Here is a 26,566-nt window from a genome sequence, read left to right as displayed (position 1 = left end):
CAGGAGAATCAGACATGAAAAACATCGCACTCAAACTGGGCGCACCACTCGCCCTCCTCGTTGCCGTCGCCTTCCAGCAGCATGCCGCATCGGCGGCGGAAGCCGCAGTGGTCATCGCGCCGCCTGCGGTCGATGAACCGGCCAGCAGCGAACACTCCGCCACCGCCGTCTTTGCCGGCGGCTGCTTCTGGGGCGTGCAAGGCGTGTTCCAGCACATGAAAGGCGTCAGCAACGCCGTCTCGGGCTACACCGGCGGCGAGGCGCGTACCGCCAGCTACGAGATGATTGAAACCGGCGAGACCGGTCATGCGGAATCGGTGAGGATCACCTACGACCCGACGCAAGTCAGCTACGGCAAGCTGCTGCAGGTGTTCTTCTCCGTCGCGCATGATCCGACCACGCTGAACCGCCAGGGGCCGGACAGCGGCACGCAGTACCGCTCCGCCATCTTCCCGCAAACGCCGGCGCAGCGCGCGGTGGCCGAGAAGTACATTGCCCAGCTGGACGCCTCGCGTGCCTTCAAGAAGCCGCTGGTGACCAAGGTCGAAATGGACAAGAAGTTCTACGCGGCGGAGTCCTACCACCAGAACTACCTGACGCTGCATCCGTCCGATCCGTACATCGTCTTCAACGACCTGCCGAAGGTGGCGAATCTCAAGCGCGTGCTGCCGGACCAGTACCGCGCCGATGCGGTCCTGGTGCGCAAGGCGATGTAATCAGAGCTTGACCTGCTGGAGCACTTCCAGCACGGCGTCGGTCACGGCCTGCGGTTTCTCCGCCTGGATCACGTGGCCAGCGCCCTCCACCACGCGCTGTGTACCGCGCGTGGTGAGCTTGAGGTACTCCTTCTGTACCGCGAAGTTGGCGTCCTCAATCGCCTTGTTGGTGGCGCTTTGCGGCTGGTCCGGAATGCGGTACGGGCTGACGCCGCGCGTCAGCACCACAATCGGCAGGTCGCCGAACGGACGGCGCAGCTTGCGCAGCTGCGCGTCGCTGGTGTCGACCGCATCGTACTCGTCCACATTGGCGCGCCAATAGCTGGCTTTTCCGCGCGATACCGCAACGGCCACGCCCAGCTTCGGCCCGAAGATTTTCCCCAAGTCCTCCGCGCTGCCGACACACATCGCCTGCTCGTCGCTGCCAGGCTTGAAGCCTTTCTGGGCGGCGGCCAGGCAGTTTTTATTCTGATCCGAGACCATCTTGTAGAACGCCTTGATCTTGCCGCCGCTGGCCTTGTCCGCACGTTCGGTTTCGTCCTCGTGCTCCGCCTCCACCAGCACCAGGCCTTTCACTTCCTGCGGATAGCGGTAGGCGTAGACCTGCACATTGGCGCCGCCCAGTGAATTGCCGACCAGGATATACGGCGCCTTCTCGCCGGCGGCCGCCAGCAGCTTGTGCAGATCCTCGACCACGTTCTCGGAAGTGTTCGGACGCTTGGACAATTCGCTGAAGCCCATGCCCGGCCGGTCGAACACGCAGGCACGCGCATGCCTGGCCACGTCCGGCTGCACCTTGGACCACGACCATCCCGCATCGCCCGACGGCGAATCAAACACCACGGTGACCGGGCCTTTGCCGCTGCAGTACAGATTCATTTTGTGACCGTCGACGGCGATCATCCGATGCGGCACGGCGAAATCGTCCGCCATCGCCCCACCAGCACTCAAGGCCAACACTGCAAGAACAGTTTTACGCATCAAGCCAACTCCCAGGTAATGCAGCTCCACGGCTGCGGCAAGGTGATAGTACAATGGATTGATGCAAAAACTAACTTCTGAACTGCGCAGGCTTTATCTGTTTGGCGACCAGCCTTTCGATCCGGCTGCGCCATCGATAGACCTGGTCAACGGCGGCATGGTGCGCGCGCTGGCCATCGACTTCCACAAGGCCGCCGACGAGCAGCATTGGGTGCGCCTGTGCGATGTGGCGAACGCCCTGCAAACGGAACTGGGTCTGCCGGCGCCGGCCGTCAGTGTCGACGGCGGCAGCGCCTACCGACTGTGGCTGTCGCTGGAAAAGCCGGTGCCGGCAACGCAGGCGACACAGTTCCTGGCCTTGCTGCACAAGGCTTACTTTGAAGACGAAGCGATTGAGCTGGGCCGCAGCCGCATTGACCTGCCGCCGGGACTGAACGGCGCGACCGGACTGTGGTCGACCTTCATCAATCCCAGCATGGGTGGCGCACTGGCCGAGGATCTGGGTCTGGAGATGGCGCCGCCGGAATCGCCGCAGGCGGCCTTCCTGGAAAGCCTGCACAGCATCAGCGAGGAAGAGTTCGCGCACGCCCTGGCCACGCTGCGACACCGGGACGACGTGGCGCCCGCAGCGCCGCACGCAAAAGCAAGCACCAGCACCACGCCGGGCGGCCTGCTGCTGAAGGACGCCACGCTCGAAGACATCGTCCGCCACCTGCATGCGATGGGCATCGAGCCCACCTTCCGCCACGTGCTGAAGAACTAGCGCGCCGCCAGCGACACGCTTGGTGGGAACAGCGGCGCGCGCCGGTGCAGCGTCGCCTGTTCATACGCATACGCCATGCGGATCAGCGACGCTTCGCTGTACGCCGTGCCCACGAACGACAAGCCCACCGGCAAGCCGTGCACATACCCTGCCGGCACCGTGATGTGCGGATAGCCCGCCACGGCCGCCGGCGACGAGAAACCGCCGGTGAAATGGTCGCCGTTGATGAAGTCCGTCAGCCATGCCGGGCCGTCGGTGGGCGCCACCAGCGCGTCGAGCTTGTGCTCTTTCATGACCTGATCGATGCCTTCGGCGCGCGCATAGCGGCGGTTGTTGGCCAGCGCATCCTTGTAGGCCGGCGTTTCCAGATCGCCCTTGGCCTGCGCCTGCTCCAGATATTCCTGCCCGAAGTACGGCAGTTCCTGCTGGCGGTGCTGCTGGTTGAAGGCGATGACGTCGGCCATGTTCGACACCGGTGCATTCGGCGCATACTCTTTCAGATACGCGGCCAGGTCGGCCTTGAACTCGTACAGCAGCACTTCGGTTTCGGTTTCGCTGTACTTGCCAATATTCGGCACTTCGGTATCGACCAGCACCGCGCCTTGCGCCTTCAGGTCGACCAGCGCTTTCTCAATCACCACGTCGCGCTCCGCATGCTGGCCGAAGAAGTTGCGCGCCACGCCGATGCGCATGCCTTTCAGGCCGCCCTTGTCGAGCGCCGCGCGGTAGTCGCCGACCTTGCCGGCGCTTTCCTGGGTGATCGGATCTTTCGGATCGATGCCGGTCATCGCCGACAGCATCAGCGCGGCGTCGGCGACGCTGCGCGCCATCGGTCCGGCGGTGTCCTGCGAATGCGCGATCGGGATGATGCCGCTGCGGCTGACCAGTCCCAAGGTCGGCTTGATGCCCACCAGGCCGCAGATCGACGCCGGCGACACGATGGACCCATCGGTTTCGGTGCCCACTGCCAGCGTGGCCAGGCCGGCCGCGATCGCCGCGCCGGAGCCGGAGCTGGAACCGCTGCAATTGCGGTCCAGCGAATACGGATTCAAGGTCAGGCCGCCGCGTCCGCTCCAGCCGCTGACCGAATGGGTCGAGCGCATATTCGCCCATTCGCTCAAGTTGGTCTTGCCGATGATGACCGCGCCGGCCGCACGCAACTGCGCCGTCACGTGCGCGTCGCGCGCGGCGCGCACGCCGGCCAGCGCCAGCGAGCCGGCGGTGGTGCTCATGCGGTCGGCGGTGGCGATGTTGTCTTTAAGGAGAACCGGGATGCCGTGCAGCGGGCCGCGCACGCGCTTGAGTTTGCGCTCGCGGTCCATGTCCAGCGCGATCTTCAGCGCCTCGGGATTGATTTCGATGATGGCGTTCAGGCGCGGGCCGGACTTGTCGATGGTCTTGATGCGCGCCAGGTACTGCGACGTCAGCGCATGCGAGGTCAGCTTGCCGGCCTCCATCATCTGCTGCTGTTCCCACACGCCGGCGTCGAGGATGCCGCCCGTGCCCAGTTGTTTGGCCGCGCCATTACCGGTGGCCGCCAGCACCCGGTTGCCGCTTGTGGCAGCGCCCGCCGCCAGGCCCAGTTTTACGAAATCCCTGCGATCCATGCCATCCTCGTGGTTGGTTTTGCCTTGATCACTAATCCGCCGCATTTGTTGCGTCGCATAAATATATCAGCGCGTTAACACTTCCACCACAAAAATTAATGAAAAACCAGAAATATTTTCAACTGAACGACAATTGCAAATATATAATGTATTCTTCTAGCAACTATGGACGCCCGTCGTCTCCATCATGTCTCTGATTACCATTACCACCATCGCCGGCAAACTTCGGGGACACGATGTGGGCGCGACCATTTCCGGCAACGGCAATTACGTGTTCTACACAACCGGCTGGGATGTCGGCCGCGACGATCCGCGCTTTTATGACGAAGACCTGTTTCGGGTCGATCTGCAAACCGGCGCCACCATCCAGGTGTCGCACAAGACGTCGCAATATGGCGCCAGTTGGTATCCCGAAGTCAGCGACGATGGCCAGCAAGCAGCCTACACCTTGCTTGAGGGGGACCGTGTCGACACTGCGGTAACCAATATAAGCAACGGCGTGCGCACCACGGTGTCGCTGAACCCGGCAGGTCGTCCGGACAACGGCGTCAATACCCACGTCGCCCTCTCCGGTGATGGTCGCTACGTCGCCTTCGCCAGTGACGCCACGGATCTGACCGGCACGCCAGACCGCAACGGCGTACAAGACATCTTCGTCAGGAACCTGCAGACCGGCGGCCTGGTCAATGCCTCGACCAACAGCAATGGCACGCAATTGACGGCAAGCAGCAACAGCCCCGAACTTTCCGCCGACGGTCACCTCGTTGTCTTTAACAATGGTAGCCAAATCTACGCCAAGAATCTGCTGAACGGCGCCCTGACGCTGGTCACCACCAACTCGGCCGGCCAGCAAGGCAATGGCTATCTCAGCGGATCGGGCGACAACGGCCGCCACAATCTGGCGGTGTCGGACGATGGCCGCTATGTGGTGTACGCCAGCAGCGCCAGCAATCTCGTCAGCAACGATACCAACGGCCTGGTCGATGTCTTCCGCAAGGATTTGCAGACCGGCCAGGTGGTGCGCGCGTCCGTCAACAGCAGCGGCCAGCAATATGGGGATATCCAGTCCGTTGGCGACGTCGCCATCTCGGCCGACGGCCGCTATGTGGCTTTTACGGCATCCATCGCCAGTGCCGGCGGACCAGGCCTGTATTTAAAAGATCTGAACAGCGGCGCAATCATGCAGGTGGCTGCCAATACCATCAACGCCTTCGCGCTCAGCAGCGATGGACATAAGCTGAGTTATCTGGGCACCACGGCAGACACGCATGAATCGCGCATCCTGCTGGCCACGGTCAGCAGCGATTTCGGCAAACCGAGCCTGACCAGCACCGCCGGCAACGACACCCTGACCGGCGGCGCCGGCCTCGATACCGCCATCTACCACGGCAACCGCAGCAACTACACCATCACCGTCAAGGACAACGGCGTGGTGACGGTCGCGGACAAAGCCGGCGTCGACGGCACCGACACCTTGACCGGCATCGAACGCCTGCACTTCAGCGATGTCGAGGTGGCGCTGGACATCAGCGGCGTGGCCGGCCAGGCCTACCGCATCTATCAGGCGGCGTTCAACCGGGCGCCGGACCAGGCCGGCCTCGGCTACTGGATCAAGCAGATGGATAACGGCGCTTCGCTGGAACAGGTCGCCAAGGGGTTTTTACAGTCGCAGGAAGCCCAGAAACTGTATGGCGCGGCGCCCGGCAGCGCGGCGCTGGTCGACAGCCTGTACCACAACGTGCTGCATCGCGCGGGCGATGACAAGGGCTTCGCCTACTGGAAGGACATCCTCGACCATAATCCCGGCAGCCAGTCGCAGGTGCTGGCCTCGTTTGCGGAAAGCGCTGAAAACCAGGCGGCGCTGGTCGGCGTGATGACCAACGGCGTCAGCTACACGCCCTATACCGCCTGACGCTGAACGAAAAAAAGCACGCCGGCTTGCGCGGGCGTGCTTTTCTAAAAGGAAATCGACTTAGTTACGGACGATTTTCTTGTATTCGTTGGTGCGGGTGTCGATCTCGATCACGTCGTCCTGGCTCACGAACAGTGGCACTTGAACGGTGAATTGTTTCGATTCGATGGCGTTTTCGATACGCGCTTCCTTCAGGACGTTGCCCGAAGTGTTGCCCTTGACTGCAGGCTCCGAGTACACGATCTGACGCTGGATGGTGGTTGGCAGCTCCACCGAGATTGCCTTGCCATCGTAGAACACGGCTTCGCATTCCATGCCGTCTTTCAGGTAGTTCAGCGCGTCGCCCAGGTTTTCTTCTTCGATTTCGTACTGTTCGTAGTCAGCGTCCATGAACACGTACAGCGGGTCGGCGAAGTACGAGTAGGTCACTGGCTTCTTGTCCAGAACCACGACGTCGAACTTGTCGTCGCCACGGAAGACGTTTTCCAGTGGGCTGTTGGTCAGAAGATTTTTCATCTTCCATTTGTAGGTGAAGCCCGTGCGGCTCGAACCGTTGACGTCGGAGCGCAGTACGATGAATGGCTTACTGTCAACCATGATGATATTGCCAACACGAATTTCTTTTGCAGGTTTCATAGCGATTCTACTTAATAAGGTGGTTGCGTAAAGATCATCGTCGCCACGCAGGCTTACGCTTGATCGGGTAAAAAATGCGTCATAGAGATTAACCCGGCATTGTACATTGTTTTTCCGGCAGCGCCTATCTCAGCGTGGCCGCAAACGACAGCAGATTGCCGGCCAAATCGCCGTGCCCCAGCATCTGTTGTTGCCATGCCTCAGCACGGGCGGTCGCGGCGGCGCTTTCCGCCGCCAGCGCCGCCCACAGCGCGCGCCAGTCGCCGGCTGCGCCATCGTCGGCGCCGTTCCAGCGCAGCGAGAAATCGGCCAGGTGCGGCAACTCCCCCGCGTAACGCTGCAAAAAGGCACGCAGCTTCTTGTGGTGCAGTTTTTCGTCCTGCGGGTAGATGTGCCAGATGAAGGGCTTGCCGGCCCACTGCGCGCGCACGAAGGAATCCTCGCCGCGCACGAAGTTCAGGTCGCAGGCCCACAGCAGCTTGTCGTAATCCGGCTGCGGCACGAAAGGCAGCACGCGCAGCGTCAGCGCGCCGTGCGTGGCCACCGTCCCTGCCCTGCCGTCGCCGCCAATGAAGGCGCGTACGGCGTCGGCCGCCACACCTTCCGGCACCAGGCAGGCGATCGGCGCGTCGCCGTGCTGCCAGGCGTCAAACAAGGCCGGCACCGGTGCGTGCGGATAGCAGAACAGCGATACCTTGGTGGCGGCGATCTCCGCCGGCGTCAGCCCCAGCTGATGCAGGAAAGCGGCCGGCTCGAATTGCAGGCGCTGCTGCGCCAGCTCCGCCTCGCGCAGCAGGCCGCCGGTTTTATCGGTGAAGCCAGGGAAGAAGAAATGCTTGGTCAGCCCGCGCGGCTGCATCGACGACAGGCGGTGGCAGCCCTCCACCCACTCCTCCGCCGTCAGCCCCTCCAGGTTGAACCACACCGGGCGCGGCGCGCACTGCGCCATGGCGTCGATATAGCCGGGCGGGAGATCGACCGCGAAGAATTCGATCACGATGTCGGCCACGTCGGCCGGCGTGTAGACGCCGTCCTGGTCGCGCCAGTGCTGCACGGTGACGCCGTCCACCTGCTGGCGTTCGGCCGCCACGTCCACCGCCGGGCAGATGCGCTTGAAGCTGGCGAGGTCGTCGACGTACAGCGTGACGGCCAGGCCGTGCTCGCGCACCAGCTGTTTGGCCAGGCGCCAGCAGATACCGATGTCGCCATAGTTATCGACAACGCGGCAAAACAGGTCCAGGCGGCGGAATTTCATGATGTCTACGGGCAGAAAAGTCGGGGCTGGATGATACCTGATTAAGGCGCGACGGCCACCAAGAATACCAAAACTTCGCGCGCGCCTTGTCAGTCCAATCGTACCAGCGCGGCCTACCGGCCCGCTGCGAACCGAAACCACAACAAGGAGATGTCATGAACGAGTTTCAACAATACTATGGACAACCACAAATGATGCCCCAACAATACGGCGACCTGGCCCCGCAAGGCTTCCTGGGCGGTCTGATCGGCGCGCCGCTGGGCGGCCTGATCGGTCGCGGGATCGGCGGCCTGTTCGGCAATGCCAACCTGGGCCGCCAGATCGGCTCGGCCGCCGGCGGCATTGGCGGCGGACTGCTGCCGTTTGGCGTGGACCCAGTCACCGCTGCCTATGCGCAGCAAGCACAGCAACAACAACTGCTCCAACAGGCCCAACTGGCGCCGCAAGGCTGGTTCGGCAACATCATCAAGAGCGTGGCGCAGCCGCTGGGCGGCGCCATTGGCGGCGCCTTCGGTAACGCCGGCCTGGGCAACACCATCGGCGGCATCGCCGGCCACCTGGGCGGCATGCTGCCGTTTGCCGCCGATCCGGTGACGCAAGCCTATGCGCAGCAAGCCCAGCTCCAACAGCTACAACAGCTGCAACAACAAGGCCTGGCGCCGCAAGGCTGGTTCGGCAATATCATCAAGAGCGTGGCCCAGCCGCTGGGCGGCGCGATTGGCAGCGCTTTCGGTAACGCCGGCTTGGGCAACACCATCGGCGGCTTCGCCGGCCAGCTGGGCGGCATGCTGCCGTTCGGCGTCGACCCGGTGACGGCTGCCTACGCACAACAGGCACAGCTGGCGCAATTGGCGCAACTGGCGGCACAGCAAGGCAACACCGCGCTGTACGGCCAGCAAACCCTGCATTGATCGCGGCGGCGGCGCCCGGACGCGGGCGTTCGCCTATCGGCCCTCCGGCGGTTTGCGCTGCCGGAGGGCGCTGTGCTTTAAGGAGAATTCCTCATGCCTGAAATCTCAAGCGCCACGCAAGCCATGCCGGACAAGGCGCGCTTTCTGGTCCACGCCGCGCGCGGCGCGCCGCTCAACGACTTCCTGGCGGTGGCTTCCACCGATCCCGAAATCGCCGTGGTCGATGTGATCGGCCCGCGCGACCGGCCGCACACGGCGGTGGTGGAAATCAGCCCGGACAAGGCGCGCGTGCTGGACCAGCATTTCCGCAGCACCGGCACGCCCACGCACCAATTGACGATAGAGCCGGACCGGCCGCTGTCCATGTTCGACGGCGGCCCGTTCGATCCCCTTTGAAAGGAACATCATGCCCAAGAATCCCAATGGCGGCAGCAGCACGCCGCCAGACCTCACCACGTCCGTCACCGACGGCGACACGGCCGGACCGGCCGAAACCAGCATGGCCGGCAGCGGCCGCCGCTCAACTGGCAGCAGCGCCGGCGGCGCCGAAGCGCGCACCACCGACACGCTGGCCGGCGGCGCCGACGGCGAAGCCGCGCCGCACAGCAACGGCCACGCCGGCAGCGCCGGCCGCAATGTCAGCGCGCGCAAAAAACAATTCGTCATCGCCCCGCGCAATCCGCCGGAAGGCTTGCAGACGCTGGGCTTCCAGCCGCTGGCGTTCGACGCGCTGGAGCAGGCGCTGCGCAACAGCAGCGATATCGACGTGGTCGACAAGGTCGGCCCGCGCTCCGTGCTGAGCGCACTGGCCAACGGCAGCGGCAGCGCCCAGGGCGTGCTGGTGGCGCGCATGACCGAGCAGAAAGCCGCCGCGCTGCACCAGCAAGGCCAGGGCCGGCTGCTGGTCGAGCGCGACCAGCATCTGGCGCTGATGGACCCGAGCTTGCGGCTGCCGGCCATGGTCACCGGCGTGACGCCCACCAATGGCGGCGGCCCCGTGCTCAACGCCGTCATCAGCGTGGTCGGCAAGGACGGCGCGCCGCAGGCCAACGCCGAAGTGTCGCTGTTCGGCAGCATGCTGCCGGCCAGCGGCGTGACCGACGCCAACGGCCAGGTCACGCTGTCGCTGTTCGGCGAAACGCCCGACACCGTGCGCGGCCTGTACGTCAAGCCCAAGGCCGATCACTGGAGCTTCTACCAGAGCGATCCCGACATCAGCAACGACCAGCCGAACGTGGTGGCGCTGCGCGCGCTGTCGGACTGGCCGGCGCTGTCCGGCTTCCCGCGCCAGCGCTGCTACGGCTGGGGCCAGAAAGCGATGCGGCTCGACCAGCTGCCGGGCAACTATCGCGGCCAGGGCGTGAAGATCGCCATCATCGATTCGGGCGCCGCCACCTCGCACGACAACCTGCACGGCATCCGCGCCGGCTTCGACGTGCTCAACAAGCAGACCAGTCCCGACAGCTGGGACCACGACACGCTGGGCCACGGCACCCACTGCGCCGGCGTCATCGCGGCGGCCGACATCGCCTCGGGCATCCGCGGCTTTGCGCCGGACGCCGAAGTCCACGCCTGCAAGCTGTTCCCCGGCGGCCAGGTCAGCCAGCTGATCGACGCGCTCGAGTACTGCATCGACAAGCAGATCGACGTGGTCAACCTGTCGCTGGGCGGCGCCGAAGTGTCGGAGGCGCTGGAGCAGCAGATCATCCGCGCCAAGCGCGCCGGCGTGGCGTGCGTGGTGGCGGCCGGCAATTCCGGCGGTGCGGTGCAATATCCCGCTTCGTCGCCCAACGTGCTGGCAGTGGCGGCCATCGGCAAGCTCGATGAATTCCCGGCCGACAGCTACCACGCGCAGACGCTGGACAGCAATGTCGACGCCTACGGCTACTTCACCGCCAAGTTCAGCTGCTTCGGACCGCAGGTGGCGGTGTGCGCGCCAGGCGTGGCGATCACCTCCTGCGTGCCGCCGAATAACTTCGCCGCCTGGGACGGCACCTCGATGGCGACCCCGCACGTGACCGGCCTGGCGGCGCTGACGCTGGCCCATCATCCGGACTTCCAGGCGGCGCAATACAGCACGCGCGGACCGGAGCGGGTCGAGCGCTTGTTCCAGATCATCCGCGCCAGCGCGCACCGCGTCAGCCAGGCTGATCAGAGCCACATTGGTTTCGGCCTGCCGGATGTGCTGGTGGCGGTCGGCCTGCAGACGCAGCCGGGACAGCAGCCGCCGCAACCGGTGGCGCCACAGTCGGCCGGCGTGATGGCGCCGATGGTGGCCGGGCTCATCGTCGGCAATCCGGTGGTCTATGATCCGCTGGGACTGGATATGGCGCGGGCGCAGATGCTGTACAACCCGCACTGGCAAGCGCTGCATGTGGGCCAGTTCCCGCTGCCCAAGCCGTACAACCCCATCATGTGGTAGGGCCGGAAATGCAAAAAGCCGCTCAAGGCGGCTTTTTGCATGATTTGGCGTCCCCAGGGGGATTCGAACCCCCGTACTCACCGTGAAAGGGTGATGTCCTAGGCCTCTAGACGATGGGGACAGAAACTGTCCGTACTGGCCGTTTGAAAATGTCGTTTGGCGTCCCCAGGGGGATTCGAACCCCCGTACTCACCGTGAAAGGGTGATGTCCTAGGCCTCTAGACGATGGGGACATTTCCAAGGCGCGAATCATAGCAGCCAAATTCCGCGAACGCAATACCAAACCCTTGTTTTTGCAGGAAAATCACAGCAAGCTTGGCAGCGCTGCAACGTTGCCGCCGTGACGCGATCAGAGCTTCCCCACCTCGCTGTAGCCCGGTATGCGGGCCAGACGCAGCTCCACGGCACGAGAAATGATCTGTACATTCTCGCCGAAATGGACCTGGTCAATTTCGGCGAGCACGGTTGCAAGATCCCGCGCCGTCGTTTCGCCCTCGAATTGAATCTCCACGTCGACGACGCCATTGGTGGTGGCCGATGCCAGCCGCGTAATCCGCGCCAGCCTGGAAAGAACGCGTTCGACCGGCAAGGCCACGGTCTCGGCCAAATGCGCGGGAGCCCGTTCGCGCACCAGATAATGAACGGACACCACAGTCGGTGGCGGCAGCGCCGCCCTCACTGCCTCGCCGCCATGAATGCAGGCGCCTTCGGACAGGGCGTATTCGCCGTAGTTTCTTCGGATATTTTTGTTGGCGTCCGGCCGGGCGCCGGTTGGTTCGAGCGACAGCTTGCCGCTCTGCCCCTTCCGCTCAAAGGTTCCCCGGCCGGCGTTCCCCCATCCGTCATCATCGAAGTGGAAGGACGCCACGCCATTGTGATCGTCGTCGACCGGAGTTTCCACCTGCAATATCTGGCCGGAGTCCGGCATATCCACGCTGAACATGATCCCCGCCTCCGACATCCTGACGCAAACCATCAGGTAGCCAAGCGGAATTTCCTTCCCCTCGCCGGTGCGGCCATACAAATACTCCATCAGCGCGAACGACTCCGGCGCGGCAAATGCCGGCGCGCTGCGGGCAGCGAGCAAGGACAGACAACCCGCCACAAGGACGCGTCCAATAACGCAATAGGAATGGAATGTCATCGGCAGGATTCGATCAGAACAGTTGGGCGCAGCACATAGGCCAAGTGCCACACTCGAAGCCGACAGAAAATAAAGGCAGTCAACACATCGGATTCAAGTCATTCGCAATGTTGTCCAGAATAGCAGCTTGTCCGGGCAGAAAATGCGTACTTTGTCACGCCTGCGCAATCAGGAATGTTTGCGCTGTAGCTGGAACACATCGACCAGGCGCGCGAGGCCGACCGCCTGCTCGCGCATCGCACCGGCCGCCGCGGCGGACTCCTCCACCAGCGCCGCGTTCTGCTGCGTCACGCGATCCATATCGCTGATGGCCTGATTGACCTGCTCGATGCCGGCCCGCTGCTCCTGGCTGGCATGACTGATTTCCGCGATGATGTCGCTGACACGGCGCACACTGTCCACCACGTCGCCCATCGTGGCGCCGGCCCGGTCGACCAGCGCCCCGCCCTGCTCCACATGGGCGCCGGACGCCTCGATCAGCACCTTGATCTGCCGCGCCGCATCGTGGCTGCGTTGCGCCAGCGTCCGCACCTCGCCGGCCACCACGGCAAAGCCGCGGCCCTGCTCGCCCGCACGCGCCGCCTCCACCGCCGCATTCAAGGCCAAAATATTGGTCTGGAACGCGATGCCGTCAATCGCCGCAATGATGGCGCCCATCTCACGTCCCGCCTGGCGGATCTCGGCCATGGTGGCCACCACCTGCGCCACCGCTTCGCCGCCGCGCTGCGCCACTTCCGCCGCGCCGGCCGCCAACTGGCGCGCCTGGTTTGCATTGTCGGCGTTCTGGCGCACCGTGGCGGTCAGCTCCTCCATCGAGGCCGCAGTTTCTTCCAGCGCACCGGCCTGCTGCTCGGTACGCGCGGACAGGTCGGCGTTGCCGGCCTCGATTTGTCCCGACGCCGTCACGATCGCCTGCGTGCCGCCGCGCACTTCGGACACAATCCGGTGCAGGCTGGCGGTCATCTCGCCCAACGCGCCGAGCATCTGCCCCAACTCATCGCGCCGAGACGCCGGCTTGTCACCGCTCAGATCGCCGCTTGAAATAGCTTGCGCCACCGCCAGGGCGCCGTGCAACGGGCGGATAATCGACCGGCTCAACGCCAGACTGGCGCCGATCGCGAGGGCCGACACCAGCAGCATCAGCACCGCCGTCAGATTGAACGTGCGCTTGCCGCTGGCGGTGGCAGCGTCGGTGATGGCGGCGCTGGATGCGGTCAACTGGCCGATAGCCTCGGCCAGCAAGCTGGCCGGCTCGGCATCAATGCCGCGCACGGCAGCGTCGGCAGCGGCAACCACCGCACTACCGGCGCCATCGGTCAGCATGGCGCGGGCTGCGGCATAGCGCGTCCGCTGCTGCGCATGCAGCTCTACAAAGCGCGCCATGGTCTGGCGCGCGTCGCCATCCAGTTGCGACAACACGGCGCGCGCCTTGCCATCGACTTCCGCCTCGGCCGCCAGGTAAGCATTCCATTGCTGCTGTTGCACAGCCGGGTCGGCGGCACGCAGCAGCGTATTTTTCCAGTGCAGCACCTCCACCTTGTAAGCGACCGCGATGTAACCGACGACGCGCTCGCGCGCAAAACTATCCTGCACCGCTTTGCCGGAATCCACCACCACATGGTTGAGCGTGTAGATACCCGCCAGCCCGGCCGCCAGCGCGACCAGCAGAGCGGAAATAAAGGCAAGAGGGAGTTTGAAACTGAGCTTCATGGCGGCGGCTTTCGATGGAAAGCGCGCAAGTATGAGCCCTCGCAGAGCTTGGGCAAAACGGAAAGTTTGGGGGGATACGATCGAAGAAATCGAAAATCCCTATGACGCAGACAGCAAAGCCTCAGTCCCTACGAGGCGTCCGCTAGATGACACGCTCCGCGTTGAGGACTTGCAACTGGTACTCGAACGGGATCAGGATGAGATCAATACCGCGCAGGAAGCCAATATAGTCACCGAAACCACGGAAGTAGTCGACCACAAACTGCGCGTCGGTCTTGTGGATCTCGATGAACAGTATCGGCCGGTGAGTACGAATGGCTTTCTCAGCTCCCATCAACACCTTGTCTTCCATTCCCTCGACGTCGATTTTGATGAAATCCACCTTCTCGTTGAACGAGTCGAGCCGCAATGTCCTGACGATTTCCTTCGTGGACCGCGAAACGTGCTGCTGGTCGGAGTGCTTGGGAGGGACAAGCTCCAGCGCGCCGAAGTTGTTGGGCGTGTTGTAGTCTAACAGCGCGATTTCCAGCGCTTCGTCGTCGACTGCGCCGACAGCGTTGTTGTGGCAGAACACGTTTGACAAACCATTCAACGCAATAGTACCGCACAGCATGTTGAAAACTTGGCGCTGCGCCTCGAAGGCGCGAATCGAAATCTTGTCCCCCAGACTTTTGCCCAGTGCCAGCGAGTGAGTGCCGATGTTGGCACCGACGTCGTACATCCTCACCGTGCCGTGCCTGGCGATCTGCGCTTCCAGCAAAGTCTTGATCAGATTGATGTCTTGGGTTGCCCAATATCCATTCTGGCTGATGTGCTTACCAATCACCGAATCGTTGACGTTGATGATGATCGGCCCATAGTCCGAAGAGATGACTGCATTGGGATTTTTCATGGAGATGGGCCTCAAGTATTTTGTAATATTCTACATTAAGTTGCATACAAGAATACATTCCGCCCGAAGCTGGCCGGTTTCAGAAAAAACGACCATCGTTGTAGTGAACTCTACGCTCCGCGTTGCTCCATCATTTTCATGAACCGCTGATGGCTTTCTGAAAATTCCTCATCGCTCACGAACTTGGCAAAGTAGCCTGCTTGCAAACTCTCTATAGCCGCCTCATCGCCTTCTTTAGGATGCACCACTCCAAGCTCATCCGCCATCCAATGATGAACGTCCACAATAGTCCCACCATGCATGCAAGCGCCAAAGATGAACTTCCCAATGCGCTCGTACCTCACTTGTGGAATCATGGGATTTCCTTTGTGCTGTAAATTCGGCTGATAGCGACTCTTGCCTGCATCAGATCGGAATGTTGTTCAGGATAGCATTTTGCCCAGATGAAAAAATGCATACTTTGTCACGTTGCGTGACCATGCTGGGCTTGGGAGGATGGAGAATAAAGAGCGCAGACAACAAAAAAGCCGCTCATGGCGGCTTCATCATTTTTTGGCGTCCCCAGGGGGATTCGAACCCCCGTACTCACCGTGAAAGGGTGATGTCCTAGGCCTCTAGACGATGGGGACCTTGGAACTACGGTTTTACAACAATTGCCTTCCGCGCTGTTGGTGGAGGTAAGCGGGATCGAACCGCTGACCTCTTGCATGCCATGCAAGCGCTCTCCCAGCTGAGCTATACCCCCCGGGCGCAGAAAACATTTACTACTTTTGCCATCGCTGGCGTCCCCAGGGGGATTCGAACCCCCGTACTCACCGTGAAAGGGTGATGTCCTAGGCCTCTAGACGATGGGGACCTCGGAACTACGGCACTACTCTCATCCTCTGTGCGGTGGTGGAGGTAAGCGGGATCGAACCGCTGACCTCTTGCATGCCATGCAAGCGCTCTCCCAGCTGAGCTATACCCCCTCTGGCACAGATTATTTACTACTACCAGCCTTGGCGAAGCTGGCGTCCCCAGGGGGATTCGAACCCCCGTACTCACCGTGAAAGGGTGATGTCCTAGGCCTCTAGACGATGGGGACCTTGGCACTACTACGGTACTACAACCTCTGCAAACTGGTGGAGGTAAGCGGGATCGAACCGCTGACCTCTTGCATGCCATGCAAGCGCTCTCCCAGCTGAGCTATACCCCCGTTTGCGCGAGAGACAAGAGTATAGCAGAGGCGCCGTATTATGCAAATACCCTTTTGCAACTTTGCCCCTGCTTCAATGAATTAATTAAAGGAACTTGGCGAGGCGCGCCACAACGGTGTCGCGGCCGAAAATTTCCAGCACCGCGTCAATCGCCGGCGTCTGCAGTTGACCGGTGATGAACAGGCGCAGCGGCATGGCGATCTGCGGCATCTTCAGGCCGTGGGCCGCCAGCACTTCCTTGATCATCGCGGCAATCGCGGCCTTGTTCCATTCCACGGTTTTGCAGCGCTCGGCAAAGTCGGCCAGTGCCGGCTTGACCGCGTCGGTGACGTGCTGGGTCAGCAGCGCGGCGTCCGGTTGCGGCTCGCGGTAGAACAGCATGGCGGCGTCGGCCAGTTCGTTGACGGTGTTGGTGCGCTCTTTCAGCAGACCCAGCACGGTGGACAGCGCTGGTGCGCCATCAAACACGGCGCCGGCGGCCAGCATGCGCGGCTTGGCCAGTTCGGCCAGGCGCTCGTTGTCGGCCTGCTTAATATAGTGGTTGTTCAGCCAGTTCAGTTTTTCGATGTTGAACTGCGCCGCCGAGTTCGACAGGTGCGAGCCGTCGAACCATGCGCACACCTGCTCCATCGAGAACACTTCCTCGTCGCCGTGGCTCCAGCCCAGGCGCGCCAGGTAGTTCAGGATGGCTTCCGGCAGATAGCCTTCGGCCGGATATTGCATGACGTTGACCGCGTCCTTGCGCTTGGACATCTTGGCGCCGTCCGAACCGAGTATCATCGGCAGGTGGCCGTACTCCGGCAGCGGTGCGCCGATGGCGCGCAGGATGTTGATCTGGCGTGGCGTGTTGTTGACGTGGTCGTCGCCGCGCAGCACATGGCTGATTTCCATGTCCAGGTCGTCGATGGCGACGCAGAAGTTATAGGTCGGCGTGCCGTCGGTACGGGCGATGACCAGGTCGTCCAGCTCTTTATTGCCGATGGTGATCGTGCCTTTGACGAAATCGTTCCAGGTCACTTCGCCATCCAGCGGATTCTTGAAGCGGACCACCGGCTTGCGGCCTTCCGGAATCGCCGGCAGGGTCTTGCCCGGTTCCGGACGCCAGGTGCCGTCGTAACGCGGCTTCTGGCCGGCGGCGGTGGCGCGGTCGCGCATCGCCTGCACTTCTTCCGGCGACGAGTAGCAGTGGTAAGCGGTGCCGGCTTCCAGCATCTGGCCCACCACTTCGCGGTAGCGGTCCATGCGCTGCATCTGGTAGAACGGGCCTTCGTCGTGATTCAGACCCAGCCACGCCATGCCTTCGATAATCGCCTGCACGGCTTCCGGGGTCGAGCGCTCCAGGTCGGTGTCTTCGATACGCAGCACGAAGGTGCCGCCGAAGTGACGGGCGAAGGCCCACGAATACAGCGCCGTGCGGGCGCCGCCGAGGTGGAGGTAGCCGGTCGGGCTGGGTGCGAAACGGGTGCGGACTGGCTTGGCTGGTGCGTTGGTCATCGAAGTAAAAAAGCTGAGATATAAAAGCGCTATTTTACAGTGTCGGCGAGGGCTTGGCGCTCAAAGCTGGCGCGGTACTTCTCGTGGGCGTCGGCGCGGGTGTTCATTTCGAACAGCAGGCCGCCGGGCGCCTCGCAAAAGAAGCGCGAGCCGCGCTCGTGCTGGAACATGCCGGTTTTCATGGTCACGCCCTGCGCCAGCAGGTGCTGGTACAGCTCGCTGACCGCGTCCACCGTCGGCAGTTCGAAGCCGAGGTGGAAGTTGTGCGGCCAGACCACGGTATGGTCCTTGGCCTCGATGACGATGTCGAAACCGGCGCGCTTGAGCATGGCCGCCGCCGGGCTGATGAACTCCAGCGCGCAGCCAAGGTGCTGTACGAAGAAGTTGGCGGTGGCCTTGACGTCGCTGGATGGGAAGCTGAGGTGGTTGAATTTCATGGGTCTGACTCCTGTTGGTGAAGCCATCAGAATAAGACCCGGACGCCCTGCCCTCAACTCGCTTTCCGTCCGCAGAAAAGCCTTTCCCATCAACGACTTAACGTCGCCGCCAGCGGATTGCTCGCTTTTACCAGCCGCTGAAGCGCGGCCACACCGGCCAATCGCCGCCATCCTGCGGGATCACGTGGTACTGCCCATGCTGCGCACCGCTCGCGCAGGCGTGATTCGGCAGCACGCGCAGGCTGCTGCCGACCGGGAAGCGCTGGACGATGTCCACGCCCGCGTCACCGCGCCATTGCAGCACGCCGTGTTCCTGGTTGGCCTTGCCGAAGCCGAGGTCGGAAATCGGCTGGCCGTCGGCATCGCACACCACGCCGTAGCCGTGCTCCTGGCGGCCGAGATCGCGGCTCATCGCCATCCAGCCGCCATCGGTAATGATCCAGCCTTGCGCCGGCTGGTGGCCGATCACGGTACACAGCACGCTGATGGCGATCTCGTCCTGCGTGCACACGCCGACGTCGGCCATCACCATGTCGAAGAAGACGTAGACGCCGGCGCGCACCTCGGTCACGCCGTCCAGATGGCGCGCGCTCAGGGCGGTGGGCGTGGAGCCGACGCTGACCACTTCGCACGCATGGCCCGCGCCGCGCAGCAGCATGGCGGCGGCCACGCAGCGGGAGCGCTCCTGTTCCGCCATCGCTTCCAGCGCTTCCGGCGTGTTGAGGTCGTAGGATGCGCCGGCGTGCGTCATCACGCCCTTGAGGCGAGCGCCGCCCTGCAGTGCGGCGGCGATATCCAGCAGCATCGGATCGGCAGGCTTGACGCCGGAGCGGTGACCATCGGTATCGATTTCAATCAGCACCTCGTAGCACACGCCGTGTTCGGCGCCGTGGCGGGCCACCTGCTGCGCCATCGCCACCGATTCCACCAGCAGCGTCAGGCGCAGTCCGGCGCGGATCAGCTTCAGCGCGTGGTCCAGCTTGTTCGGCACGATGGCGACCGCGTACAGAATGTCCTCGACGCCGGCGCGGAAGAACTCTTCCGCCTCCTTCAAGGTCGATACAGTGATGCCGCGCGCGCCGGCGGCGGTCTGGCGACGCACCACCTCCAGGCATTTGCTGGTCTTGACGTGCGGGCGGAATGACACGCCCAGCTTGTCCATGCGGTTCTGCATGCGCGCGATATTGTGCTGCATGCGGCGCTCGTCCAACAACAGGACCGGGGTTTCCAGGATGTTTTGCATGACCAGCTCCTTATTTGCGATAAAATACATTCTATCCAATTTTAGACAAATTAGCCAATCATGCGCAATCAAGCCCAACTTCTGCTTCTGGACCGCGACGCGATCGCCGGCCTGCTCACGCCGGAAATGGCGCTCACAGCGGCGAGCACCGCATTCACACTGCAGGGGTCGCAGCAGGGACGCATCTTCCCGGTGGTGCGCGAGGCGCTGGCGACGGGCGGCGTGTTCGGCATCAAGTCGGGCGATATCGCCAGCCAGGACGTGCTTGGCTTTAAGGCGGCCGGTTTCTGGCCAGCCAACCGCGCGCTGGGCGGCGAGCCGCATCAGGCCACGGTGATGCTGTTCGATCCGTCGACCGGACGGCCGCGCTGCATCATGGACGGCAACGCCATCACCACCGCGCGCACCGCGGCGGCAGGCGAACTCGGCTTGCGCATGCTGGCGCGGCCGGATAGCCGGACGCTGTGCGTGTTCGGCACCGGCGTGCAGGCCGCCGCGCACACCGCGGCGGCGCTACGCGCCCTGCCTTCGCTGAAAGAGATACGCTACGTCTCGCACAGCGGCGCACCGGACGCCGGCTTTGAAGCGCAACTCGCCGGCAAACCCGTGCACGCGGCCGATGCCGATGCGGCGGTGGCCGCCAGCGACGTCGTCATCACGGCAACGCCGGGCCGTGGGCCGCTGTTCAGCGCCGGCGCGGTGCGGCCCGGCACGCACATCAACTGCGTCGGCGCCGACACACGCGGCAAGCGCGAGCTGCCGGCGGGCCTGCTGCAACGGGCGCGCATCGTCGTGGACGACCAGGCCCAGGCCGGCGCGCTCGGCGAAATGCAATGGACCACCGGGCTGGCATGCATCCAGATGGGCGATCTGCTGGCCGGCCACGCATCGTTCACGCGCGAACCGGCGGACATCACGGTCTTCGACATGACCGGCCTGGCCTTGCAGGATCTGGTGCTGGGAGAGCATCTATATAAAGCGGCGCAACGGGATGGCGCCGGCCTGAACGTGGCCTGGCCTTGGTAGCAAGCTAGCCGTTCAGTATGCCGAAGGCCGCCGCGCGCACGCGGCGCGCCAGATCGTCCACATCGCGCTCGCCGCGCTGGCCGGCGGCGTCCACCAGCCCACGGATGATCACGAACAGATCGGCAGCGGCAACCGAGCGGCGCGCGGCGTCCCGCAGATGCGGCGGCGCGTCGGGCTTGTCGAGCACGATGAGCAGCAGGTCATGGAAGCTGTGCTGTCCCGCCATCGCCGCGCGGATCTCCGGACGGCCCTCCTCCTGGTCCAGCAGCCGCGCCAGATTCGGCCGCGTCAGCTGCTGCGCCACGCCGACATCGATGAAAGCAGTCAGCGCATCGCGCCACGACGGCAGCGCTGCGGCCGCAGCCGCTGCGGCGTGCGACCTGGCTTCCTCGCGCATCAGCAGCGCAAGCGTCAATGCATCCTTGCTCGGGAAATATTGGTACAGCGTGCCGATGCTGGCGCCGGCACGGCGCGCCACGGCATTGGTGTTGAAGCCCTCCAGCCCTTCCGCCTCCAGCACCAGCGCAGCCGCCTCCAGCAGCGCCTCAACGGTGTGGACGGCGCGGCTCTGGCGCGGCGCTTTGCGGAGACGAAGTGCGGCAGACGGCATAAAACAGGCTGTGCGTGAAAACCATCATTTTAGCGCGCCGCCAGATATTCGAGTTGACATCCAGATAATTTGACAGCAAACTACTCTGCATTACAGAGTACTCTATAGGACATCAATGAATCAGCAACTGGCGCGCGACCTCCTGGCGGAAATTGAAGAAACGCAGCAACGCAGCGAGCAATACCTGGGCTACTGGCGCCGGGGGCCGATCGTGCAGCTGTGGGGCGTGGTGTGGATCGTCGCGCACCTGGCCTGCTACTGGCTGCCGGGCAAGGCCGGCAGCATCTGGATGCTCTGCGACGTCGCGGGCTTTATCGGCACCATCGTGCTGCGCTGGCGCGAGAGCGGCGGCGCGCGGCAGCCGAACGACCGGCGGCTGGCGTGGGCCGGCTGCATCCTGCTGGGGTTCGGCATCATCGTCTCCATGCTGATCGGCCCGCGCGGCCGCAGTATCGAAGTGTTCTGGACCTGTCTGGCGATGAGTACCTACATGCTGCACGGCCTGTGGTTCGGCCTGCGCTGGACCGTGCTGGGCGGCCTGGTGATCGCCGTCAGCCTGGCGGCGTATCTGCTTCAAAGTCCATGGTACGACCTGGTCATGGCGGTTGCGGCCGGCGGCGGCCTGCTGCTGGGCGGCACCTGGATGCGCCACGCGCGCTGAGGACGACGGCAATGGACGGCCTTGACGAAGTCATACACCAAAGCACACGGCTGCGCATGATGACGGCGCTGCACACCCTGAAGAAGGACGAATGGATTGAATTCGTCCGCCTGAAGTCGCTGGTCAACGCCAGCGACGGCAACCTCGGCGCGCACCTGGAAACACTGGCGCGCGCCGGCTATGTCGAGATCGACAAGCAAATCGTCGGCAAAAAGCCGCTGACCCGCATCCGCACCACGCCTGCCGGCCGCGCCGCCTACCGCCACCACGTGGCGCAACTGCGCGCATTGCTGGATATGTAATCACCTGACCTGAGAGGAACACCATGCATATGACTTTGATCGGCTGGCTGCACACCCTGGCCTGTTTCTACGCGCTGGCAATCGGCGGCGTGCTGCTGTGGCGCGCCAAGGGCGGCGCCACGCACCGGCGCGACGGCCTGCGCTACATCTACGCCATGCTGTGCGTGAACGTCAGCGCGCTGTGCATCTATCAGCTGGGCGGCTTCAATGTGTTCCACGTGCTGGCGCTATGCACGCTGGCCAGCCTGGCGATCGCCTTTGCCAGCGCCCGCTGGCGCAAGCCGGGCCGCCACTGGCTGCGCGCCCACCTGACCGCCATCGTGTTCAGCTACTACCAGCTGATCGGCGGGCTGATCAACGAAGCCTTCGTGCGCGTGCCCGCCCTGCAGGGCGAACGTGCGCTGGTCGGCCTGGTGCAGGGCGTGACGATGATGGCGTTCCTGATGCTGCTGGCCTATTTCTGGGGGCGGACGGCGCGCGCCGGCATGGCGGCCGTGGCGCTGGCGGCCATGGCGACCGCCTCGCAGGCGGCCACGGTGACGCTGGATCTGAAAGATGTCGTGCCGGGCAAAGGCACGCTGATGATCGCCGTCTACAACAACAGCGAGCAGTTCCTGCGCAAGTCGATGAAGAAGCTGACGGTGCCGGCCGGCGACGCGGCCATGCAGGTCAAGCTGGACGATTTGCCGCCGGGCGACTACGCGATCGTGCTGTTCCAGGATGTGAACAGCAACGGCAAGATGGACACCGTGATGTTCGGCATTCCATCCGAGCCAACCGGCTTCAGCAACAACGCCGAAGGCAAGTTCGGGCCGCCGAAGTACGAGGCCGCGCGCTTCACGCTGCCCGCCGACGGCACAACCATCGCCATCACGCTGCACAAGTAATTACTTGACGGTGATCTTGATTTCCTTGTTCATGCCCGGACCGTAAGCCTGGTGCAGGCCGTTGGCAAACTGCATGGTCAAGGTGTAGTTCCCCGGCGGCAGGGTCAGTTCGGTTTCGGTCTGGCCCTTGCCGAAGTGCAGGTGCTTGTCGTCCACTGGAATGACTTCGCCGGCCTTGACCGGCGTGGTGTTGATCAGCAGATGATGGTGACCGGTATTGGCCGTCATGTCGCCGGCCGGCTTGACGCTCATGCCGGCCACCGCGAACCTGACCTTGAACGGGCTGCTCACGGTCGCGCCGTTGACCGGCTCGACAAACGACACCGTTTGCTGCGCCCACGCGCTGGCGCCCAGGGCCAGCAGCGTTGCCGCCAATACCGATTTCATCATGGTTGCTCCTGTTAGTCGTTTTTGACGACGATCGTAGGGAACTTGCTGGTCATGTCCTTGGCTTTTTCCGACACCTGGATCGCCACCTTGCGCGCGATGGCTTTATAGATGGCAGCCACCTGGCCGTCCGGATCGGCCACCACGGTCGGCTTGCCGGCGTCGGCCTGTTCGCGGATCGCCATGGTCAGCGGCAGCGCGCCGAGGAAGTCGACGTGGAAGTCCTTGCACATCTTCTCGCCGCCGCCGTGACCGAAGATTTCTTCCGCATGGCCGCAGTTGGTGCAGATGTGCACGCTCATGTTTTCCACGATGCCCAGGATCGGGATGCCGACCTTCTCGAACATCTTCAGGCCCTTGCGCGCGTCCAGCAGCGCGATGTCCTGCGGCGTGGTGACGATCACCGCGCCGGTCACCGGCACTTTTTGCGACAGGGTCAGCTGGATGTCGCCGGTGCCTGGCGGCATGTCGACGATCAGGTAGTCCAGGTCGCGCCAGTTGGTCTGTTCCAGCAGCTGTTGCAGCGCCTGGGTGACCATCGGGCCGCGCCACACCATCGGCTCGTCCGGATCGATCAGGAAGCCGATCGACGATACCTGCACGCCGTAGTTCTCCAGCGGCTCCATCGATTTGCCGTCCTTGGTTTGCGGACGGCCGGACACGCCCAGCATCATCGGCTGCGACGGGCCATAGATGTCGGCGTCCAGCAGGCCGACCGACGCGCCTTCGGCCGACAGCGCCAGCGCCAGGTTGACGGCGGTGGTCGACTTGCCGACGCCGCCCTTGCCCGAAGCCACGGCGATGATGTTTTTGACATTGACCATCGGCTTCAGGCCGCGCTGCACGGTGTGGGCGATGATCTTGCTGTACACGCTGACGCTGATGTTGCCCACGCCCGGCAGGGTTTTCAGGCCGGCGATCACGCTGCTGCGGATGGCGTCGATCTGGCTTTTGGCCGGGTAGCCGAGTTCGATGTCGAGCGAGATATCGCCGCCATCCACCTTCAAATTTTTGACGGCCTTGCCCGATACAAAATCTTTCGTTGTGTTCGGGTCAACAATTTTCGACAAGGCGGCCTTGACGTCTTCTACTGCAATGGTCATGTAACTCTCCGTGAAATATGCCGCCATTCTAGCGCAACCTGCGCAAGTGCCGCATCCGCTGGTAAAATGCTCCTTTTCCACCCACAAAGTGCAACAACCATGACTCGCAAGCTGTTCGTCACCACTGCCCTGCCCTACGCAAACGCCGCTTTCCATATTGGCCACATGATGGAGTACATCCAGGCCGACATCTGGGTCCGGTTCCAGCGAATGCAGCGCGACAATGGTGTGGCGCGCGAAGTCCACTTTGTGGGCGCCGACGACACGCACGGCACGCCGATCATGATCGCCGCCGAGAAGGAAGGCATCACGCCGCAGCAGTTCGTGGCCAAGATCGCCGCCGGCCGCGCCCAGTACCTCGATGGTTTCCACATCGCCTTTGACAACTGGTATTCGACCGACTCGCCGGAAAACGTCGAGCTGTCGCAAGGCATTTACCGCAAGCTGCGCGACGCCGGCCTGATCCAGACCAAGATCGTGCCGCGCTTCTACGACCCGGTCAAAGGCATGTTCCTGGCCGACCGCAACATCAAGGGCGAGTGCCCGGTGTGCCACGCCAAGGACCAGTACGGCGACAACTGCGAAGTGTGCGGCGCCGCCTACCAGCCGACCGAACTGATCAATCCGTTCTCGGTGTTTACCAACGCCACGCCGGTGCTGAAGGATTCGGAACAGTACTTCTTCAAGCTGTCCGACCCGCGCTGCTACGAATTCCTCAAGGAATGGCTGAACACGCCTGGCCGTTTGCAGCCGGAAATGGTCAACAAGGTGTCCGAATGGCTGGGCGAAGCCGGCGAAAAGCTGGCCGACTGGGATATCTCGCGCGACGCGCCCTACTTCGGCATCCCGATTCCTGACGCGCCGGGCAAGTATTTCTACGTCTGGCTGGATGCGCCGGTCGGCTACCTGGCCTCGCTGAAGAACTACTTCGACAAGAAGGGCCTGGACTACGACGCCTTCCTGCGCGATTCGAACACCGAGCAGATCCACTTCATCGGCAAGGACATCGTCTCCTTCCACCTGCTGTTCTGGCCGGCGATGCTGAAGTTTGCCGGCCACCCGACCATCGAGCGCATGCGCGTGGCGGTGCACGGCCACCTGACCGTCAACAACGAGAAAATGTCCAAGTCGCGCGGCACCGGCATCTCGCCGCTGCGCTACCTGAACCTGGGCATGAATCCGGAATGGCTGCGCTACTACATCGCCTTCAAGCTGAACTCCAAGGTGGAAGACCTGGACTTCACCGGCGACGACTTCGTGGCCCGCGTCAACTCGGACCTGATCGGCAAGTACGTCAACATCGCCTCGCGCTGCGCCGGCTTCATCGCCAAGAAGTTCGACGGCAAGCTGGCCTCCAGCCTGTCCGACAACGCCCAGGCGTGGATCAAGCGCGCGCTGGTGACGGCGGACGGCGTCGAACGCCAGGCCAATATCGCCGCCAATTTCGAGGCCCGCGAGTACGGCAAGGCGCTGCGCGAAATCATGGAAATCGCCGACATCACCAACCAGTACGTCGACGAGAACAAGCCGTGGATCCTGGCCAAGGACGAATCGAAAGTCGCCGAGCTGCACGACGTCTGCACCACCGCGCTGATCCTGTTCCGCCAGCTGACGCTGCTGCTGTCGCCGGTGCTGCCGGGCGTGGCCGCCAACGTGGCCAAGTTCCTCAACGACGAGCAGCTGCTGTGGGACGATACCAATGTCGCCAGCGGCGTGGTGTCGAGCGCCATGCTGGGCCGCACCATCGGCGCCTACGCGCACCTGATGACCCGCGTCGACGCCAAGATGATCGAAGACCTGTTCGACGCGCCGCAAGGCGCCGCCGCGCAAGCCGCCGCGCCGGCGGTCAAGGCCGAGAAACCGGCCAAGGCCAAGGCCGCGCCGGCGGTCGCCGTGACCGAAACCGGCATTGAAGTGATCGCGCCGGAAATCTCGGTGGACGACTTCTTCAAGGTCGACCTGCGCATCGCCAAGATCGTCAACTGCGAGCACGTGGAAGGCTCGGACAAGCTGCTGCGCCTGACGCTGGACGCCGGCGAAGGCCGCCTGCGCAACGTCTTCTCGGGCATCAAGTCGATGTACCAGCCGGAAGACCTGATCGGCAAGCTGACCGTGCTGGTGGCCAACCTGGCGCCGCGCAAGATGAAGTTTGGCGTGTCGGAAGGCATGGTCATGGCGGCCTCGGCGGTTGATGAGAAGACCAAGCCAGGCATCTACATCCTGAACCCATGGCCGGGCGCGGAACCTGGCATGCGCATCAGTTAAGGAATC

At 63.3% G+C, this 26,566-nt stretch carries 25 protein-coding genes and 8 tRNA genes; 11 read left to right on the top strand and 22 right to left on the bottom strand.

Annotated features, from left to right (window positions below; all coding sequences use genetic code 11):
- Window positions 1-14 precede the first annotated feature (14 nt).
- The gene (gene msrA / locus GJ695_RS10020) at window positions 15-716 is read left to right on the top strand and encodes a peptide-methionine (S)-S-oxide reductase MsrA (RefSeq protein WP_154364289.1); all 702 of its coding nucleotides are present in this window, start codon (window positions 15-17) and stop codon (window positions 714-716) included.
- Here the strand turns inward: msrA and GJ695_RS10015 are convergent, their stop codons facing one another.
- A complete protein-coding gene (locus tag GJ695_RS10015) occupies window positions 717-1,649 on the bottom strand; it encodes an alpha/beta fold hydrolase (protein ID WP_166455394.1) in 933 nt (310 codons plus the stop codon).
- Between the two features lie 109 nt (window positions 1,650-1,758).
- On the opposite strand from GJ695_RS10015, the gene GJ695_RS10010 reads away from it, so the two are divergent.
- Entirely contained in the window at window positions 1,759-2,460 is a 702-nt protein-coding gene (locus tag GJ695_RS10010; RefSeq protein WP_154364287.1) for a hypothetical protein, read from the top strand.
- On the opposite strand, the gene GJ695_RS10005 is transcribed toward GJ695_RS10010, so the two are convergent.
- Complete coding sequence (locus GJ695_RS10005; RefSeq protein WP_154364286.1) at window positions 2,457-4,067, bottom strand: amidase; 1,611 nt, start codon at window positions 4,065-4,067, stop codon at window positions 2,457-2,459. The two genes, GJ695_RS10010 and GJ695_RS10005, sit on opposite strands and share 4 nt — an antisense overlap.
- Before the next feature lie 187 nt (window positions 4,068-4,254).
- On the opposite strand from GJ695_RS10005, the gene GJ695_RS10000 reads away from it, so the two are divergent.
- Window positions 4,255-5,979: a DUF4214 domain-containing protein gene (locus GJ695_RS10000; RefSeq protein ID WP_154364285.1), complete on the top strand. Its 1,725-nt coding sequence runs from the start codon at window positions 4,255-4,257 to the stop codon at window positions 5,977-5,979.
- Window positions 5,980-6,039: 60 nt separating this feature from the next.
- Here GJ695_RS10000 and GJ695_RS09995 read toward each other — a convergent pair whose 3' ends face one another.
- Window positions 6,040-6,615: an elongation factor P gene (locus GJ695_RS09995; RefSeq protein ID WP_154364284.1), complete on the bottom strand. Its 576-nt coding sequence runs from the start codon at window positions 6,613-6,615 to the stop codon at window positions 6,040-6,042.
- Window positions 6,616-6,739: 124 nt separating this feature from the next.
- Window positions 6,740-7,870, bottom strand: a complete 1,131-nt coding sequence (earP, locus tag GJ695_RS09990) for an elongation factor P maturation arginine rhamnosyltransferase EarP (RefSeq protein ID WP_154364283.1) — start codon at window positions 7,868-7,870, stop codon at window positions 6,740-6,742.
- 191 nt (window positions 7,871-8,061) lie between these two features.
- Here earP and GJ695_RS09985 point away from each other — a divergent pair, with 191 nt between their 5' ends.
- From GJ695_RS09985 to GJ695_RS09975, 3 genes are all read left to right on the top strand, one after another.
- Window positions 8,062-8,781, top strand: a complete 720-nt coding sequence (locus GJ695_RS09985) for a hypothetical protein (RefSeq protein WP_229260609.1) — start codon at window positions 8,062-8,064, stop codon at window positions 8,779-8,781.
- Between the two features lie 93 nt (window positions 8,782-8,874).
- Window positions 8,875-9,177 carry a hypothetical protein gene (locus tag GJ695_RS09980; RefSeq protein ID WP_154364282.1) on the top strand — a complete coding sequence of 101 codons (303 nt, stop codon included), beginning with the start codon at window positions 8,875-8,877 and terminating at the stop codon, window positions 9,175-9,177.
- A gap of 10 nt (window positions 9,178-9,187) precedes the next feature.
- Window positions 9,188-11,203, top strand: coding sequence for a S8 family serine peptidase (locus GJ695_RS09975; RefSeq protein ID WP_154364281.1), 2,016 nt, complete (start codon window positions 9,188-9,190; stop codon window positions 11,201-11,203).
- 45 nt (window positions 11,204-11,248) lie between these two features.
- Here the strand turns inward: GJ695_RS09975 and GJ695_RS09970 are convergent.
- The 15 genes from GJ695_RS09970 to GJ695_RS09900 all read right to left on the bottom strand — a co-directional run bounded on the left by GJ695_RS09970 (window position 11,249) and on the right by GJ695_RS09900 (window position 19,319).
- Window positions 11,249-11,324: transfer RNA gene (locus tag GJ695_RS09970), tRNA-Glu, on the bottom strand.
- A gap of 36 nt (window positions 11,325-11,360) precedes the next feature.
- Window positions 11,361-11,436, bottom strand: a tRNA-Glu gene (locus GJ695_RS09965).
- 116 nt (window positions 11,437-11,552) lie between these two features.
- Window positions 11,553-12,347 (bottom strand): hypothetical protein, encoded by a 795-nt coding sequence (locus GJ695_RS09960; protein ID WP_154364269.1) that lies wholly within the window; start codon window positions 12,345-12,347, stop codon window positions 11,553-11,555.
- Between the two features lie 168 nt (window positions 12,348-12,515).
- Window positions 12,516-14,057 carry a methyl-accepting chemotaxis protein gene (locus GJ695_RS09955; protein ID WP_154364267.1) on the bottom strand — a complete coding sequence of 514 codons (1,542 nt, stop codon included), beginning with the start codon at window positions 14,055-14,057 and terminating at the stop codon, window positions 12,516-12,518.
- Window positions 14,058-14,199: 142 nt separating this feature from the next.
- Complete coding sequence (locus GJ695_RS09950) at window positions 14,200-14,949, bottom strand: FkbM family methyltransferase (RefSeq protein WP_154364265.1); 750 nt, start codon at window positions 14,947-14,949, stop codon at window positions 14,200-14,202.
- A 110-nt stretch (window positions 14,950-15,059) separates the two neighbouring features.
- Window positions 15,060-15,305 carry a hypothetical protein gene (locus tag GJ695_RS09945; protein WP_154364263.1) on the bottom strand — a complete coding sequence of 82 codons (246 nt, stop codon included), beginning with the start codon at window positions 15,303-15,305 and terminating at the stop codon, window positions 15,060-15,062.
- 197 nt (window positions 15,306-15,502) lie between these two features.
- Window positions 15,503-15,578 (bottom strand) — tRNA-Glu (locus GJ695_RS09940).
- 40 nt (window positions 15,579-15,618) lie between these two features.
- Window positions 15,619-15,694, bottom strand: a tRNA-Ala gene (locus GJ695_RS09935).
- A gap of 35 nt (window positions 15,695-15,729) precedes the next feature.
- Window positions 15,730-15,805, bottom strand: a tRNA-Glu gene (locus tag GJ695_RS09930).
- A gap of 36 nt (window positions 15,806-15,841) precedes the next feature.
- Window positions 15,842-15,917: transfer RNA gene (locus tag GJ695_RS09925), tRNA-Ala, on the bottom strand.
- 40 nt (window positions 15,918-15,957) lie between these two features.
- Window positions 15,958-16,033: transfer RNA gene (locus GJ695_RS09920), tRNA-Glu, on the bottom strand.
- Window positions 16,034-16,068: 35 nt separating this feature from the next.
- Window positions 16,069-16,144: transfer RNA gene (locus GJ695_RS09915), tRNA-Ala, on the bottom strand.
- Window positions 16,145-16,229: 85 nt separating this feature from the next.
- Window positions 16,230-17,639, bottom strand: a complete 1,410-nt coding sequence (gene gltX, locus GJ695_RS09910) for a glutamate--tRNA ligase (protein ID WP_154364261.1) — start codon at window positions 17,637-17,639, stop codon at window positions 16,230-16,232.
- Between the two features lie 29 nt (window positions 17,640-17,668).
- A complete protein-coding gene (locus GJ695_RS09905; RefSeq protein ID WP_154364259.1) occupies window positions 17,669-18,076 on the bottom strand; it encodes a VOC family protein in 408 nt (135 codons plus the stop codon).
- A gap of 127 nt (window positions 18,077-18,203) precedes the next feature.
- A complete protein-coding gene (locus tag GJ695_RS09900; RefSeq protein ID WP_154364257.1) occupies window positions 18,204-19,319 on the bottom strand; it encodes an alanine racemase in 1,116 nt (371 codons plus the stop codon).
- Between the two features lie 60 nt (window positions 19,320-19,379).
- Here GJ695_RS09900 and GJ695_RS09895 point away from each other — a divergent pair, with 60 nt between their 5' ends.
- Window positions 19,380-20,345: an ornithine cyclodeaminase family protein gene (locus GJ695_RS09895; protein WP_154364255.1), complete on the top strand. Its 966-nt coding sequence runs from the start codon at window positions 19,380-19,382 to the stop codon at window positions 20,343-20,345.
- A gap of 4 nt (window positions 20,346-20,349) precedes the next feature.
- Here the strand turns inward: GJ695_RS09895 and GJ695_RS09890 are convergent, their stop codons facing one another.
- On the bottom strand, window positions 20,350-20,955 hold the full coding sequence (locus GJ695_RS09890; RefSeq protein WP_154364253.1) for a TetR/AcrR family transcriptional regulator: 606 nt from the start codon (window positions 20,953-20,955) through the stop codon (window positions 20,350-20,352).
- A 115-nt stretch (window positions 20,956-21,070) separates the two neighbouring features.
- Here GJ695_RS09890 and GJ695_RS09885 point away from each other — a divergent pair, with 115 nt between their 5' ends.
- The 3 genes from GJ695_RS09885 to GJ695_RS09875 are packed head-to-tail and all read left to right on the top strand — an operon-like array spanning window position 21,071 to window position 22,805.
- Entirely contained in the window at window positions 21,071-21,616 is a 546-nt protein-coding gene (locus GJ695_RS09885) for a hypothetical protein (RefSeq protein WP_154364251.1), read from the top strand.
- Between the two features lie 11 nt (window positions 21,617-21,627).
- The gene (locus GJ695_RS09880; protein ID WP_154357306.1) at window positions 21,628-21,918 is read left to right on the top strand and encodes a transcriptional regulator; all 291 of its coding nucleotides are present in this window, start codon (window positions 21,628-21,630) and stop codon (window positions 21,916-21,918) included.
- 23 nt (window positions 21,919-21,941) lie between these two features.
- Window positions 21,942-22,805 carry a DUF2141 domain-containing protein gene (locus tag GJ695_RS09875; protein ID WP_154364249.1) on the top strand — a complete coding sequence of 288 codons (864 nt, stop codon included), beginning with the start codon at window positions 21,942-21,944 and terminating at the stop codon, window positions 22,803-22,805.
- Here GJ695_RS09875 and GJ695_RS09870 read toward each other — a convergent pair whose 3' ends face one another.
- Window positions 22,806-23,195, bottom strand: a complete 390-nt coding sequence (locus GJ695_RS09870; protein WP_154364247.1) for a DUF4399 domain-containing protein — start codon at window positions 23,193-23,195, stop codon at window positions 22,806-22,808. It abuts the gene before it with no gap.
- A gap of 11 nt (window positions 23,196-23,206) precedes the next feature.
- Window positions 23,207-24,295, bottom strand: coding sequence for an iron-sulfur cluster carrier protein ApbC (gene apbC / locus GJ695_RS09865; protein WP_154364245.1), 1,089 nt, complete (start codon window positions 24,293-24,295; stop codon window positions 23,207-23,209).
- A 99-nt stretch (window positions 24,296-24,394) separates the two neighbouring features.
- On the opposite strand from apbC, the gene metG reads away from it, so the two are divergent.
- A complete protein-coding gene (gene metG, locus GJ695_RS09860) occupies window positions 24,395-26,560 on the top strand; it encodes a methionine--tRNA ligase (protein ID WP_229260608.1) in 2,166 nt (721 codons plus the stop codon).
- Window positions 26,561-26,566 lie beyond the last annotated feature (6 nt).

The sequence above is a fragment of the Duganella alba genome (assembly GCF_009674495.1).
In the GTDB taxonomy this organism is placed as follows: domain Bacteria; phylum Pseudomonadota; class Gammaproteobacteria; order Burkholderiales; family Burkholderiaceae_D; genus Rugamonas; species Rugamonas alba.
Note: the sequence above shows the minus strand (reverse complement) of the source record. Positions and strands in the feature narration are given on the sequence as shown.